This is a genomic window from Polynucleobacter sp. 73C-SIWE (assembly GCF_018882465.1).
GTDB lineage: Bacteria > Pseudomonadota > Gammaproteobacteria > Burkholderiales > Burkholderiaceae > Polynucleobacter.
Genome location: NZ_JACVOK010000001.1, coordinates 680,567 through 694,984 on the forward strand (window position 1 = coordinate 680,567; position 14,418 = coordinate 694,984).

General features: G+C 44.7%; 19 protein-coding genes. 11 read left to right on the forward strand and 8 right to left on the reverse strand.

The window, feature by feature from the left end:
• Positions 1-28: 28 nt before the first annotated feature.
• Positions 29-634 carry an SPOR domain-containing protein gene (locus ICN17_RS03570; protein WP_216236162.1) on the forward strand — a complete coding sequence of 202 codons (606 nt, stop codon included), beginning with the start codon at positions 29-31 and terminating at the stop codon, positions 632-634.
• The gene (locus ICN17_RS03575) at positions 631-1,275 is read left to right on the forward strand and encodes a thiol:disulfide interchange protein DsbA/DsbL (protein ID WP_216236163.1); all 645 of its coding nucleotides are present in this window, start codon (positions 631-633) and stop codon (positions 1,273-1,275) included. The genes ICN17_RS03570 and ICN17_RS03575 overlap by 4 nt, the downstream gene beginning before the upstream one ends.
• An 18-nt stretch (positions 1,276-1,293) precedes the next feature.
• On the opposite strand, the gene ICN17_RS03580 is transcribed toward ICN17_RS03575, so the two are convergent.
• The 5 genes from ICN17_RS03580 to ICN17_RS03600 are packed head-to-tail and all read right to left on the reverse strand — an operon-like array spanning position 1,294 to position 6,117.
• A complete protein-coding gene (locus tag ICN17_RS03580; RefSeq protein ID WP_216236164.1) occupies positions 1,294-2,070 on the reverse strand; it encodes an SDR family oxidoreductase in 777 nt (258 codons plus the stop codon).
• Complete coding sequence (locus ICN17_RS03585; protein WP_216236165.1) at positions 2,067-3,359, reverse strand: cyclopropane-fatty-acyl-phospholipid synthase family protein; 1,293 nt, start codon at positions 3,357-3,359, stop codon at positions 2,067-2,069. Before ICN17_RS03585 ends, ICN17_RS03580 begins: the two co-directional genes overlap by 4 nt.
• Positions 3,356-4,141, reverse strand: a complete 786-nt coding sequence (locus ICN17_RS03590) for a DUF1365 domain-containing protein (RefSeq protein WP_216236166.1) — start codon at positions 4,139-4,141, stop codon at positions 3,356-3,358. The genes ICN17_RS03585 and ICN17_RS03590 overlap by 4 nt, the downstream gene beginning before the upstream one ends.
• Positions 4,142-5,527: an NAD(P)/FAD-dependent oxidoreductase gene (locus ICN17_RS03595; RefSeq protein ID WP_216861790.1), complete on the reverse strand. Its 1,386-nt coding sequence runs from the start codon at positions 5,525-5,527 to the stop codon at positions 4,142-4,144.
• Complete coding sequence (locus ICN17_RS03600; protein WP_255538275.1) at positions 5,527-6,117, reverse strand: glutathione peroxidase; 591 nt, start codon at positions 6,115-6,117, stop codon at positions 5,527-5,529. Before ICN17_RS03600 ends, ICN17_RS03595 begins: the two co-directional genes overlap by 1 nt.
• Positions 6,118-6,210: 93 nt before the next feature.
• Here ICN17_RS03600 and rfaE2 point away from each other — a divergent pair, with 93 nt between their 5' ends.
• A complete protein-coding gene (rfaE2, locus tag ICN17_RS03605; RefSeq protein ID WP_216236168.1) occupies positions 6,211-6,699 on the forward strand; it encodes a D-glycero-beta-D-manno-heptose 1-phosphate adenylyltransferase in 489 nt (162 codons plus the stop codon).
• Here rfaE2 and ICN17_RS03610 read toward each other — a convergent pair.
• Complete coding sequence (locus ICN17_RS03610) at positions 6,696-7,508, reverse strand: type III pantothenate kinase (protein ID WP_216236169.1); 813 nt, start codon at positions 7,506-7,508, stop codon at positions 6,696-6,698. The genes rfaE2 and ICN17_RS03610 overlap by 4 nt on opposite strands.
• Complete coding sequence (locus ICN17_RS03615) at positions 7,505-8,305, reverse strand: biotin--[acetyl-CoA-carboxylase] ligase (protein WP_216236170.1); 801 nt, start codon at positions 8,303-8,305, stop codon at positions 7,505-7,507. The genes ICN17_RS03610 and ICN17_RS03615 overlap by 4 nt, the downstream gene beginning before the upstream one ends.
• A gap of 37 nt (positions 8,306-8,342) precedes the next feature.
• Here ICN17_RS03615 and ICN17_RS03620 point away from each other — a divergent pair, with 37 nt between their 5' ends.
• From ICN17_RS03620 to ICN17_RS03650, 7 genes are read left to right on the forward strand one after another with little or no spacing between them, the layout of a single operon-like run.
• Positions 8,343-9,437: a VanZ family protein gene (locus ICN17_RS03620; protein WP_216236171.1), complete on the forward strand. Its 1,095-nt coding sequence runs from the start codon at positions 8,343-8,345 to the stop codon at positions 9,435-9,437.
• 16 nt (positions 9,438-9,453) lie between these two features.
• Positions 9,454-9,762 (forward strand): ferredoxin, encoded by a 309-nt coding sequence (locus tag ICN17_RS03625; protein ID WP_216236172.1) that lies wholly within the window; start codon positions 9,454-9,456, stop codon positions 9,760-9,762.
• A gap of 19 nt (positions 9,763-9,781) precedes the next feature.
• The gene (locus ICN17_RS03630) at positions 9,782-10,507 is read left to right on the forward strand and encodes an alpha/beta hydrolase (RefSeq protein ID WP_216236173.1); all 726 of its coding nucleotides are present in this window, start codon (positions 9,782-9,784) and stop codon (positions 10,505-10,507) included.
• A gap of 9 nt (positions 10,508-10,516) precedes the next feature.
• Positions 10,517-10,783 (forward strand): YbeD family protein, encoded by a 267-nt coding sequence (locus tag ICN17_RS03635; protein ID WP_216236174.1) that lies wholly within the window; start codon positions 10,517-10,519, stop codon positions 10,781-10,783.
• A gap of 5 nt (positions 10,784-10,788) precedes the next feature.
• Complete coding sequence (gene lipB, locus ICN17_RS03640; protein ID WP_370625942.1) at positions 10,789-11,445, forward strand: lipoyl(octanoyl) transferase LipB; 657 nt, start codon at positions 10,789-10,791, stop codon at positions 11,443-11,445.
• Positions 11,432-12,442 (forward strand): lipoyl synthase, encoded by a 1,011-nt coding sequence (lipA, locus tag ICN17_RS03645; protein WP_216236176.1) that lies wholly within the window; start codon positions 11,432-11,434, stop codon positions 12,440-12,442. The genes lipB and lipA overlap by 14 nt, the downstream gene beginning before the upstream one ends.
• Complete coding sequence (locus ICN17_RS03650) at positions 12,405-13,016, forward strand: hypothetical protein (RefSeq protein ID WP_255538276.1); 612 nt, start codon at positions 12,405-12,407, stop codon at positions 13,014-13,016. Before lipA ends, ICN17_RS03650 begins: the two co-directional genes overlap by 38 nt.
• Before the next feature lie 7 nt (positions 13,017-13,023).
• On the opposite strand, the gene ICN17_RS03655 is transcribed toward ICN17_RS03650, so the two are convergent.
• Positions 13,024-13,278 carry an accessory factor UbiK family protein gene (locus ICN17_RS03655; RefSeq protein WP_216236177.1) on the reverse strand — a complete coding sequence of 85 codons (255 nt, stop codon included), beginning with the start codon at positions 13,276-13,278 and terminating at the stop codon, positions 13,024-13,026.
• 262 nt (positions 13,279-13,540) lie between these two features.
• Between ICN17_RS03655 and ICN17_RS03660 the strand changes: the two genes are divergently transcribed.
• A complete protein-coding gene (locus ICN17_RS03660; RefSeq protein ID WP_216236178.1) occupies positions 13,541-14,395 on the forward strand; it encodes a TorF family putative porin in 855 nt (284 codons plus the stop codon).
• The last annotated feature ends 23 nt before the right edge of the window (positions 14,396-14,418 follow it).

Below are 14,418 nucleotides of genomic sequence, written 5' to 3' on the forward strand. Positions count from 1 at the left end.
TGAAGTGAAAATGTAAGATGAGGAAATAATGAAAAAACCGAATCAACAAACTGGCTTCATGAAGATTGATGGCAACAACTCCCAATACGGAGGCACCATCTTGGGTTTTGTATTGGGCTTGGGTGCTGGTTTAGGCATTGCCTTCGTGATTGCGTTCTACCTTTCCAAAAATACACCCCAAGAGAGACCTGGGGTGCGCGCACCAAACTTACCGCTGACAATTAAGCCTGCTACAGTTCCTGCTGAAGGCGATCCGGCTGCTCCAGTCGAACAATTGGATTTGAATAAGCCTTTGCAAGGAAAATCACAGGCGCCTGTTGCATCTGACCCAATTGCCGATTTAGTTGGCGGCAAGAAGCCGACTGAAAATGCACCTGCACCAACAGCAAAATCAGACGCTATTTATTTCTTGCAAGTGGGCGCCTTTGTAAAGCGAGCTGATGCGGATGCACAAAAAGCCAATTTAGCAATTCAAGGAATTCAGGCTCAATTAAGCGAGGTTACTGCAGACGGTAATACCTTATGGCGTGTCCGCGTAGGCCCCTATAACAGCCCTGAAGAAAGTAATTCTGTGCGAGATAAATTAAACAGCATGGGCATTAAACCAACTCTAATTAAATCTAGCAAATCATGATTTCATTTAGCAAAAGACTATTTACATTGCTGACAATATTTTGTCTAAGCGGAATTGTTTCTGCACAAGCTCAAAAGATTGAAGAGGGGTTTGACTACCGCATTCTGCCAATTGCTCAACCCGTTGAGACCAAGGGCAAGGTAGAGGTGATTGAGTTCTTTTGGTATGGCTGCCCACATTGCTATGACTTTGAGCCTGAGCTCAGTAGCTGGGTAAAGCGCCAACCTAAGGATGTTGTTTTCCGCAGAGTGCCAGTAGCATTTCGAGATGACTTTATGCCACACAGTCAGTTGTTTTATGCGCTCGAGTCAATGGGTAAAGGAGACGCGCTTAATGAGAAAGTCATGTATGCCATGCATAAAGAGAACAAGCGTTTATTGACTGAGCCGGAGATTGCCGATTGGGTTGCCTCCCAGGGAATTGATCGCAATACCTTTTTGGCGAGCTATCGATCTTTTGCTGTGATTTCAAAAGCTCGTGCAGCAAAACAAATGACAGAGGCCTATCGCATTGATGGTGTGCCAACAATTGTGATGCAGGGTAAATACGTTACATCACCTTCTATTGCTGGTACGAAGGCTAAGGCTATAGCGGTAATGGACTTTCTCGAAGAAAAAATTCGTAAAGATAAATACAAATAATCACTTTTGGGGCGTTGCTTAGATTTTGACGAAGCGGCGCACAATCCAGAAATAAATTGGATAAGGTAGGATTCTGAGAAATTTTAGGAATCCTGAAAATCTTTTAGGGAAGTGAATGTCAAACTCTCCCTTTTCCAGCCCGCTCAAAATTTGATTAGCAGCTTCTTCAGCGCTAATTAAGGCCGGCATCTCAAAATCATTTTGAGCAGTTGCTTCAGTGGCCACAAATCCGGGAGAAATCATGTGCACACACACTCCTTGCGGGAGTAAGTCGTAGTAGAGCGTCTCACAGAAGTTAATGATGGCAGCCTTGCTTGGGCCATATGCCAAGGCCTTGGGAAGGCCGCTATACCCTGCGACACTTCCTACAATGGCAATATGCCCCGCATGAGCTTTGAGCATCTCAGGCAGTACGAGTGCAACTGCCCTCATTGGGCCTAGTAGATTTGCATCGATAGTGTGTTCTGCCACAGCCATATCAAAGTTGTCTGCCCGGAGTGGCACATATACCCCAGATACAAACAGTAATAAATCAATCCCACCCCATGCGCTCAAAATCGATTGATAGCTATTTTTTAATTGAGCATCATTGGTTACATCTAATGGTAATACCAAAGTTTGCCCAGGATTTCCCAATGATGCGATTGGGTTAAGTCGTTTTTCTCTTCGGCTAGAGAGTGCTACTTTAGCTCCAGCCTTAATTAGTGCGTTAGCACAAGCTTCACCGATCCCGCTCGAGGCCCCAATGACCCATACGCGTTGACCTAAGAAGCTAGATATGCCCTTTTGCTTCATGCACTCAGGGCATCCGGCGATGCATTTTTTGGATGATGGCTTAGGGTGAATTGCACAACATCAATATTGCGCTCTTCAAATCCGGCTGCGCAATACATGAGATAGAAATTCCAGAGTCTTATAAAAGCCTCATCAAAGCCTAGGCTATGAACTTCATCGAGTTTCTGATTGAAATTGTCTCGCCAGAGGCACAGTGTTTTAGCGTAGTCAGCCCCAAAAGCAAATTCTCCTTCAATTTGGAGTCCTGCCTTGGCAGCGCTTTCTTTAAAACTGGTTCGGGAGGGCAGCATACCGCCTGGAAAAACATATTGCTGAATGAAGTCGGTGTTATGGCAGTAGCGCTCAAATAGTTCTTCAGCAATCACGATCGTTTGGATGCATGCTTTTCCACCAGGCTTTAAACATTTGGCGATAGTCTGAAAATACTCAGGCCAATGCTTTTCCCCAACCGCTTCAAACATTTCTACCGAGGCAATACCTTCAAATTGTTCTTGGCAATCCCGATAGTCCTGCAATCGAACCTCAAAGGGTTTTGAATGTTCAACCTGCGATTGAACTTTTTTCAATCTATCTTCGGCAAATGCCTTTTGCTCTGTCGAAAGTGTGAGGCCGGTAATGGCAGTATTACTACGAAGCGCCTCTTCCATGACGCCACCCCAACCACAGCCAATTTCTAGAATATGGTCACCCGGTTTGGTATCAAGAGATTGCAGAATACGACTGATTTTGGCGCGCTGGGCATCAGCAAGAGATTGTTTCTCACCCTCTGAAAACCAGGCGCTAGAGTAGCTCATGGTGGGATCTAGCCACAATGTATAGAAGGCATTACCTAAGTCATAGTGCGCATGAATATTCTTACGGCTGCCAGTTTTGCTGTTATCTCGCAACCAGTGTTTGATGCGATACAGAATTGACCCATACCAACTACCGTAAATTGCTTTTTCTAGAATTGTGCGATTACGAATTGCGAGCTCTAGAATAGCTTTGAGGTCTGGCGTATTCCATTCCCCGCGGATATAGCTTTCAGCGAAACCAATATCGCCATGAGATAACACCTGCTTAAAGACTGACCAATCCAGAATTTGAAGCTCAGCATGTAAGGCATCAGATTTATTACCAAACTCTCTGATGTTGCCATCAGGTAAAACCATTTTTAAGTGACCACTACTGAGTTGGGACAATAGACTTAATAGTGTCTCTGTACCTAAGCGTGATGTATTCGCTTGAGTGCGTCTTTGCGACCTTGAAAAATTCAGGCGTGAGAGTAAAGATTGTCCAGGACGATTCATTTGCTGACTTCGAATTCAGGTGGTTTGGGCTTTGAATGAAAGGGTACACCTTTTATCCATAATTTCAATGCTTGCCAATGAATCCGGAAAATAACGCCCAGGCTCATGAGTGGGTAACGCAAAAAGGCTAGCCAAAGATTGGATTGACTTAAGAGGCGACTACTTCCACTAATGCTGGTATTGATCAGGGGCAGGCCATCCTCATGAAGCTCAATACGGCAGACAGAGTTCATACCGCTATTGCTATCTTGAGGGAAGAGAAAGCGAAAATGATAGTCACCACGCACTGCGCAAAATGGCGATACATGAAATACTTTTTGACTTCTTAGAGTCTCACCAGAGCGCAATACCTCACCAGAATTTTTATATAGTAGATAGCAATGACGTTCACCAAAGGTATTGTTCACCTCAGCTAAGACAGCTTGTACTTGGCCGTTCGCGCGGGTGCATATCCAAAAGCTGACAGGATTAAAGACGTAGCCCAAGACCCTAGGAAAGGTTTGCAACCAGATTTCGCCATCAATATTTGGTATTTGGTTTTCTTGCAGAATATTTTCAATCCACTGAAGACTATCGGCATTTCCAAGGCCATGGTCTTTATCAAAGAATGAAAATAAACCTAGGCGATTATCGTTGAGGCCATGTTGACTAAGAAGATCTGATTTTTGCTTCCTGGCTCTCATGGGAATTGATAATGTGAATACACCATAGCCAAATGCATTCTTGGCCGGTCTGAGCCGCTGATGCTTTACAACTCCAAAGTTAATCTTTGGTTGATTCATCTATTGTGCATCTTGCTTGGGATGGGCTCGAAGGGGCGAGTGAGTGCTTTCGATTAAGGCTTCTGCCACTAGTTCGCCAGAGCGCAAACCATCTTCATGAAATCCAAACCCAGTCCACGCACCGCAATACCAGATTGATGATGTGCCTTGAATGAGCGGCAGCTCTTTTTGTGCTTGGATCGCGCTCATATCGAATACTGGATGCGAGTAATGAATTTCTTGATGTATCAATTTTGGATCAGGCTCTGACAAAGGGTTGAGGCTGACAATGATCTGCGTGTTATTGAGTTTTGCAGGAAGTGGCTGCAAGCGATTAATCAGATAGTTGACACTCACATGCTGTTTTGACGAAATCGCCATGCCAGATTTCGCGGTGTAGTTCCAGGCGGCCCAACACCGTTTTGCTTCAGGTAAAAAACGGATGTCCGTATGGAGAAGGGCTCGATTTTTTTGATATGGAATAGCAGCCAAAATATTTTTGGCCTGCTGTGGTATGCCGTGAACTAGATTAAGAGCTTGGTCACTATGGCAGGCTATGACAACTTCATCATAAAAAGCTGAGCCGGATTGGCTGATAACTTCAACTTGACTTGTGCCATCTTGATTAGCACTTACACGGGTCACGCCTTCGCGCACAATCTTGACGTTAGATTCTTCAAGGGCAGCCAAAATCCGTTTCACGTACTCCCTAGAGCCGCCTTTGATAGTTAACCACTGCGGCCGATTCTGAATCTGTAGCAAACCATGGTTATGACAAAAACGTACCATTGTTTGAATGGGAAACTCGAGCATCTGCTCAACAGAACATGACCAGATAGCACCAATCATTGGGAGAAAATAATTCTCTCTGAAACTTTGGCTAAAGCGATTGTGATCTAAAAAAGTAGCAATGCTTTCATCAGGCTCTTTGTAAAGATGGCCTGCTTCAATTTGCTGATGCGCTAGCCTTGTGGCTAGACGATTAAAGCGCAAGATGTCATAAGCCATCCTCCAAAATGAGGGGGATAAAAGATTTGATCTTTGTCCAAAAAAAGAATTGAGATCATTGCCTGCCCATTCAATATTGCGATGAGCATGTTTTTTATCGGATGTATCAATCGATACTGAGAAGGACATTTCAGAGGGCGCTACTGGCGCCTTAATTTCCTCAAAGAGTCGTACTAAGCGCGGATAAGTCTTGCGATTAAAGACCAAGAACCCAGTATCTACACCATGAGAGATTTCTTCTCCATCAATGGTGCATTTAAAGTCGACAGTGTTGCTATGGCCTCCAATATGATCGCCAGCCTCGTACAAGGTCAGATCAAATTCAGAATGTTGTCGCAGCGCATAAGCACAACCAAGGCCGGAGATACCGGCGCCAATAATGGCAATTCTTTTTTTCATCACCGAGCTTTTTCTCCTAAGAGTTTTTCAATCTCAGCGGTGACGCTGCTACTGGTGGGCTTAGTCATGCTGCCATAAGACTCCACCACATTGCCATTGCGATCGATTAAGTATTTGTAGAAGTTCCATTTAGGTGTTGTACCAGTTTTGGCAATCAACATTTTGAAGAGAGGGTTGGGATTACTTCCCGACACTGCGCTTTTTGCAAACATCGGAAATTTCACGTCATAAGTATTTTTGCAAAAGTCAGCAATCTCTTTATTGCTTCCCGGCTCTTGCTGACCGAAGTCATTGGACGGAAACCCTAATACGACGAGGCCCCGATCTTTGTATTTAGCATAGACCTTTTCTAGGCCTTCATATTGGCTTGTAAAGCCACAAAAGCTGGCAGTATTGACGACCAGAATGACTTTGCCCTGGTACTGACAGAGATTTTGCGGCGCCTCATCCTGCAGGCGTGGGAAGGTCTGAGATAACAGGGGGCTGCAGTTAGGCGCAGCATTTACGACTTGAGCGCCTGATAAAGAGGCAAGCAGGGTAATAATCCAGGTAAAAATCAAGCGGAATAAGTGGTGCTTCTTGGGGGCCATCAAGTGTCTTCTTTTATTGGATCTTCGATCCTCAAGTCTAAGACATTATGGCTGATATCGCTGGCCACGGGCCAATACCTTTAATATTGCGTTATGACTTCTTTGCCGCCACCTTCTTTTGAGTCCAAGATTTGTCCCTTGGATCAACTAAGCGCCCGTATAGCAAAACTTCCTAGACCACTAGTTTTTACTAATGGGGTATTCGATATTTTGCATCGTGGACATGCTAGTTACTTAGCGCAGGCTCGCGCTTTAGGAGCTAGCTTAGTGGTGGGCATTAATGCAGATGCTTCAGTCAAGATGTTAGGCAAGGGTGATGATCGGCCAATTAATTCTGAAGCAGATCGTCAAGCTTTGTTAGCGGCGCTGGAGAGTGTAGATATGGCTGTACTTTTTACTGAGCAAACGCCAGTGAACCTAATTGAAAAGATTCGTCCAGATATTTACGTCAAGGGCGGCGATTATGAAATTGATACTCTTGCAGAAACCCATTTAGTAAAAACCTGGGGTGGCAAAGCAATTGCCATTCCATTTCTATATGATCGTTCTACTACTAGCCTGTTAGGCAGAATCCGTTCTTAAAGATTCTGTAGTAGCCAAGCCCAAACACCACGTAGAACCAAACCTTCGGTTACCTCAATTGATAATGAGGATTGCGTTTTAGATTTACTCATTTCGGCTGCCAAAATCTTGGCATTACCACCATCAATCCAAACTTTTTCAACGGGATGATTCACTTCTTTTGCTAATTGAATTGCGTATTGAATTGCGCCGAGTTGAGCTGCATCGCATCCGCCAATGATGGCGTTGTTAGTAGATAAACCAAAACTATTAGTAGATTCATTACGCACTGCAAGTGGCAACTGAGCGGTATTACTTTCTAAACTTTTTTGCATTAACTCAAGACCTGGCAATATCCATCCACCATAGTGAACGCCATTGGCGCCAAGCAAATCAATCGTTGTAGCTGTACCAGCATTAATAATGAGCGTGTTGGCATTAGACAGGGCGCGTGCGCCGAGGATAGCAGCCCAGCGGTCCGACCCCAGCTGGCTTGGGTCTTGATAGAGGCTGCGTACACCAGAAAAGAGACTATTACCTACAAGTTGTTTCCAGGTGATATCACTCCATTGTGGAAATAGCGATTGAAGATTTTGAATGGCCTCTTTTCCAGCTACACAAGTAAACCCAATTGCATCTGGTTTAGGCAAGGTCTTGGCAATGTAATCCGCTAACTCTGCTCTATGTTCAGGTGAAGCCAAAGATTTACTGCTGATTGAGCCAGAGTAAGCCCATAATTTTTTTTGTCGATCAGATGGTTGTTGTGTTGATTCAACTGCGGCCCATTTGAGGCGCGTATTACCAACATCAAATAGTAAGTAAAGACTCATAGCTGTACTCTTAAAGAAACATCGCCTGCATGAATAGCGATTGTTTTATTGTCTTGTTGCAATAGTAATGCGCCTGCTTTATCTATGCCTTGCGCAATGCCATAAATAGGCGCTTGACCTGCGCCAGATATACATACTGCCTGATCTAGATAAGCATCCCATCTTTTCCATGACTCTTGATATATGCCAAAGCCCTGCTGATCAAATTCGCCGAGATGATACTCAAGAGATGCAAGGAGTTTTAGCCAAAGATATTCCACATCAGGTGACGTTGCTTGCGATGGCAGTAGTTGATTTAGAGCACCAATTTTTAAGCCAGCTTGATTTCCTAAGCTTGCTGCAATTGCATCCGCATTCCGTAAGTTCATACCGATACCAATAATCATCCAAGTTGGATCGCCAGATTTTGCTTGACCACCTTCTATTAAGATGCCGCCAAGTTTTGCGTTGTTCAGTAGTAAATCATTTGGCCATTTGAGTCGCAGGCCCGCTTGGTGTAGTGCGGCTTCGCTTAAATCATATGCTTGCGCAATTCCAGAAATCACTGCTAATCCCACCAAAAGACTTAGCCCCGTGAGTTCAGCTGACTTTCTCTTAAATGGAAAGGCTAAGGAAAAACTGATGGAATCTTCTGGATTGGCCAGCCAAGCGCGCCCAGCTCTGCCTTTGCCAGCAGTTTGTTTAAGGGCAATACGGGCGATTGGGTCAATTAACTCACCGGCACGCCAGCGCTCCAAAAGGTCATCATTCGTTGATTGGGTTTCGGCAACACGTTCAAGGATGCAATTAGCAGTCATTTCGCCATTGTAGAAAGGTCTGACCTAGAATTGTGGAATGGATCAAAAAGATCAGCGTCCCTATAAATTGGTATGGCCTCTACAGGCTATGCCCTTAGCTAGAGCAATGAGCCTTAGCTATGCGCTATTGATTGTTTACGTGAGCCTAAACCCCTTCGATTTTGATTTCCGCAATGGTATTGAGGCTTGGGCTTGGGTAGATGCGCCACTCCCCAGGTTTATTACTTTGTTCGACGTTTCCATCAATATCCTCGCATACATCCCATTTGGATTTTTATTAGTTTTTGCTGCTTATCCTCGCTGGCGCAACTTTGTGGCCTTGAGCATGGCCCTGGGCCTGAGTGCGCTACTTGCATTGAGCGTGGAAACTTTACAGACTTGGCTCCCGACCCGCATTCCCAGTTTGATGGATTGGTGGGCGAATATATTCGGCGGTCTATTGGGCGGCTTATTGGCTATCCCCTTGGGGCCGCAATGGTTATCGGGCAGCGTAATACGTCGTCGTTTTGATCAATGGTTTGGCCTTAACTGGGCGGCATGCGCTCTCTTTCTATTATTTCCTTGGTCGCAAATTTATCCTCAAAGTTCATGGCTGGGTACAGGAGTTTGGGGTCATGCAATATTTGGTTCGATTGACTGGGGAACAATAGTCATCAATCAAGTTGTTCAAGAAACTGTGATTACGGCGCTCTGTTGGCTTGGCGTTGCACTCTTACTTTCATCGGGTTTACGTACCAAAGCCCCACAATGGCGAATCTTAATGGGGCTACTTTGTTTAACTGTAGTCATGAAAACCTTTTTCACTGCCCTTCAATTTGGCAGTGACTTCAGCTTGATATGGCTAACGGCTGGGGCTTTATGGGGAATGGTCTTAGCAAGCCTATTACTTTGGCGGACTTTACGGCTCAATCAAAAAACAAGATTTAACCTGGCCTTACTTTGTTTAGTGAGCGGCACTATCGCTATCAATATATTGCCCGATAATCCGTATTTCATTCTGAATTTGCGCCATTGGCATCAGGGGCGCCTATTGCACTTTAATGAGTTAATGCGATGGGTATCGGTGGTATGGTTACCTATTGCATTAGTTTGGATGATTTATAACGCCCTTCAACTTAAACCGAAGCATTGACGAATATAATTTTTTTATGAGCTTTTCACACCACCTGTTTTTTTGTTTGAACCAGCGTAGCAATGGCGAAGATTGCTGTGATCGGCATAACGCATTTGCACTATTTGAGTACGCCAAAAGTAGAGTCAAAGAGCTAGGCCTCGCGGGTCCTGGAAAAATCCGTGTAAACAAAGCCGGTTGCTTGGACCGCTGTGCTGATGGTCCTGTAATGGTGGTTTATCCAGAGGGTGTTTGGTATACCTTTATCGATAAAGATGACGTTGAAGAAATCATCCAATCCCATTTAATTTCTGGGCGCCCAGTTGAGCGCCTACAGTTGCCATAGTTCAGTTGAAAGTTTTTTCATGAATAGCCGTACAAAAGTGATTCATATTGAAGGTCTTGTCGGCGCAATGGAAATGTCCATTGATCTGCCGGATGAATTAAAAACCAATCCTGCTTTTGTGGTGCGCGGCTTAGCCTTAGTTGCACACCCTCATCCACTGATGGGTGGCACGATGGATAACAAGGTGGCACAGACAATCGCGCGCTCTTTTAATCAATTGGGCTATGTCAGCGTACGCCCTAATTTTCGTGGCGTAGGTGGAACCGCCGGCGTCCATGATGATGGTGTTGGCGAGCTAGAAGATCTCTTGCACATTACTGATTGGATGCGCACACCATCAAGCTGGTCACAATTTGATGTCACTGCTAATCAAGCTTGGGTTGCCAGTTCAAATATGTTGCCTCTAGTTGTTTCGGGATTCTCATTCGGTAGCTTTGTCGGCAGCCATTTGGTTCAAAGACTTGCCGATCTGGGCCGCCCTGCAGAGCGCTTAGTAATGGTGGGCAGTGCTGCAGGCAAGTGGACCCTAGCTCCAGTGCCTGCAGATACCATCTTGATCCATGGCGAACTAGATGAAACTATTCCTTTGGGTGATGTGTTGGATTGGGCACGTCCGCAAGAGCTGACTGTGCAAGTAGTTCCAGGAGCCGATCACTTTTTCCATCGTAGATTACATTGCATTCGTAACATCATCACTGGTGCCTGGTTGGGTATGCCAGACCATCGCACATCATCAGAAAACTAAGAGATCAATATGGCCGAAGAAAAATCACTCATCGAATACCCTTCTCAATTTCCGATTAAGGTGATGGGTAAAGCCACTCCAGAGTATCTTCCAGCAATTATTCATATTGCAAAACAATTTGATCCCACATTTGATGAGAGCAAGGTTGAACAACGACCTTCCAAAGATGGCAATTACTTAGGCATTACTTTGCCGATTACAGCGACAAGTCGCGAGCAGCTTGATGAGTTGTATAGAACTTTGTCTACACATCCATTAGTTAGCATTGTTCTGTAATTGATTTGATGTCTGTTTTAGTAAAACATCTCGGCGTAGCTGATTACGTCTCGACCTATGAGAGGATGCGCGTATTTACTAAAGAGCGAAATAGTGCAACGCCCGATGAGATTTGGGTTTTAGAGCACCCCCCAGTTTTTACGTTGGGTCTTGCGGGTGATTCCAGTAATTTGCATTCACCGAGCAATCAAATTCCGTTAGTACAAGTTGATCGTGGTGGTGAGATTACCTATCACGGTCCTGGTCAGATCGTCGTTTACCTTTTGCTTGATCTCAAACGCTTAGGCATCTTTGTTAAAGAATTGGTCTCCCGTATCGAGCAAGCGGTAATCGATACCTTGGCAGATTTTGGTATTGCAGCAGAAAGACATCCAGGAGCACCTGGTATTTACATTTCCAAGCAGTCTGGACTACCGGTGGAGTGGATTGGAGCCAAGGTGGCTGCATTGGGTCTTAAGGTCTCTAAAAGCTGCTCATATCATGGTGTAGCGCTGAATGTGGCTACGGATCTTGAGGCTTTTGGACGTATCCACCCTTGTGGTTATGAGGGCTTAAAGACGGTCGACATGCAAACCCTTGGGATCAAGGACAATATAGACACTATTAGCCAAAAGCTTTTGGAGCATTTGCAAAAGCAACTGATGTCACATGACCATAAATAAGACCGATACCAAGATAACTGTTGAGTCTCGTCAAGATCTCAATTACGACGCATCTCGTAAGCAAAAGTCGAGCGAGAAAACTGCGCGTATTCCCATTAAGATTGTCCCGCTAGCAGAGGTCTTGAAAAAACCAGATTGGATTCGGGTAAAAGCAGCCTCTGGCAATTCTCGGTTCAATGAAATTAAAAAGATTCTTCGCGAGAACGAATTAGTGACTGTTTGTGAAGAAGCAAGCTGCCCCAATATCGGTGAGTGTTTTGGTAAAGGCACTGCTACCTTCATGATCATGGGGGATAAATGCACTCGTCGTTGCCCATTCTGTGATGTAGGCCATGGTCGACCAGATCCATTAGATCAAAAAGAGCCTGCTAACCTGGCTCGTACCATTGCAGCACTGAAATTAAATTACGTAGTAATTACCAGCGTGGATCGTGATGATTTGCGCGATGGTGGTGCCATGCACTATGTTGATTGCATTTCGCAATCACGTGGGCTATCACCGAGTACTCGGATTGAAGTTCTTGTGCCAGACTTCCGCGGCCGCTTAGATAAAGCCCTAGATATTTTTGCTGAGCATGCGCCGAATGGTTTGCCAGATGTGATGAACCATAATTTAGAAACCGTGCCACGCTTGTATAAAGAAGCAAGGCCAGGCGCTGATTACTTGCACTCCTTAAAATTATTGAAGGATTTCAAGGAGCGCTTTCCTCATATCCCAACAAAGAGCGGATTAATGGTTGGTCTTGGTGAGACCGATGAAGAAATTCTAGAAGTGATGCGCGATATGCGTGAGCACAATATTGACATGCTCACAATTGGCCAGTATCTTGCACCATCAGGTCATCACCTGCCAGTGCGTCGCTATGTGCACCCTGATGTTTTCAAGATGTTTGAGGAGAGGGCCTACGCTATGGGCTTCTCCCATGCAGCGGTTGGTGCAATGGTTCGCTCTAGCTACCATGCTGATCAGCAAGCGCATGGAGCCGGTATTGTTTAGAAGCTTTAAGGCTGGCGCATTACTCGCAGCAATCATTCTTCTAGTAGCCTGTAGCCCGAGGCTAGATTGGCGTAAAGTGCAATCTCCACAAGAGCGCTACACCGCTTTATTTCCGGGCAAGCCGGATAAATTAGAGCGCCGTATTCCATTCCAAGACCAAGAGTTACAGCAAACACTTGAGGCAGTCAAAATTGATGACGATATTTACTCAGTTAGCTCGACACAGGTGCCAGCAATACAAGCTGCAGCAACAGAAAAAATTATCACGCAGCTAAAAAATAGTTTACTTGAAAGAGCAAATGCTTCGGGTGGGAGGGTAGTTGAAGAGGTGGCAACTTATCAGACGACTAATCGTCAGAAACTGGGAACTACAGATTACTTTATTGTTTTCAAGCCAAATGCAAAAGAGCAACAGCAAATGCGGGTACGCTGGATAACGCGGCAAGCGAGCAATGGGGATGCTTGGATTTATCAGGTGTCAGTATTGCATGCAAATGCTAATACTGATGATGTGAGAACATTTCTATCTAAAGAAGAGTATGCAAACTTCTTTAATGAGTTTTACCCAGAATAAAAACTGACTAAGTTTTTTCTAAAGCGGCAACCTTGGCTTCAAGTGCCTCTAACTTTTCTCTAGTCTTGGCAAGAACTTTAGCTTGTAACTCAAACTCTTCGCGAGTAACTAAATCCATTTTTTGAAAACCCTGGTTCATCATCGCGCGCACATTCTTTTCAATCTCTTGTGCTGGTGAATTTCGAATGGCATCCCCCACCTTGTTTTGCATATCACTCGCGATGCGTTGAATTTGCTCGAGGATTTCACCGGGTTTTTGCATGATGGGGTTTCGCAGTTCTATAAAAGTTGCATAAAAGACACACATTGTTATTTTATGTTGGGTGACCAAAAATGGGCAAAAGGGTTAAAAATAAGCCAAAAAGCCCTAAATTCACGCCCATGGTGCAATCTTAAGCACTAAAAAAGTGCAAATGCCTTAATTGGGGGATTTGTGACAAATCCATGAATGCCCAAACCATCAATATCGCTTCATGCATTAAGCATTCAACCCATTTTTTATGACAACCAGTAAGGAGTAACACATGAAAACTTTGCAAAAATCAGCTCTCGCGCTAGCCGCATCAAGCTTGTTGGCTACTGCCGCTTTTGCTCAAACAGCCCCTGCAGCAGAGGCTCCAGAAGCAAGCCCAATTACAGCAAACGTAACTGTAACCAGCGACTATCGTTACCGCGGTATCAGCCAGTCAAACTTCAAGCCAGCGATTCAAGGTGGCTTTGATTACGCGCATGAAAGCGGTCTCTATATCGGAAACTGGAATAGCTCAATCAGTTGGATTTCTGATGCAGCTCCAGCTACTGCAAACACAAGAGTTACAGCACCAATTGAGATGGATTTCTACGGCGGTATCAAGAAAGAATTCATTGGTGCAGGTTTTGCATCTGACTTTGGTGTTTTACAGTACTACTATCCTACATCAGGGTTAAATGTTTCAGGCACTCAAGCTAATCCAAATACTACAGAGCTCTATGCAGCGCAAAACTTTACTTATGGTCCTTTAACTGGATTTGTAAAGTTTTCATACTCTGTTAGTCCAATTTTCGGTTTTGCAAATAGTACTGGTTCCTACTATCCAGACCTGACGATGAATTACGATACAGGCGTTTGGGGCTTAGCGCTTAATGCTCACGTTGGTTACCAGTATGTGGCGGGTAATGTTCAAGGTAGTGCGCCTAACGTAACCAATAGCTCTTTGTATTCCTATACCGATTGGAAATTAGGTGTAACTAAGGATTTTGGAGGAGGCTTGTCTCTATCTGCTGCTTACATAGGCACTGATGTAGGAAGAAATTCCGCAGGTACTTATAACTATGTTTCGCCAACCGGAAAGAATCTGGGCGGCTCAACAGGCATTGTTTCCTTAACCAAGACTTTCTAATTTTCACCTCTGAACGGAGAAAC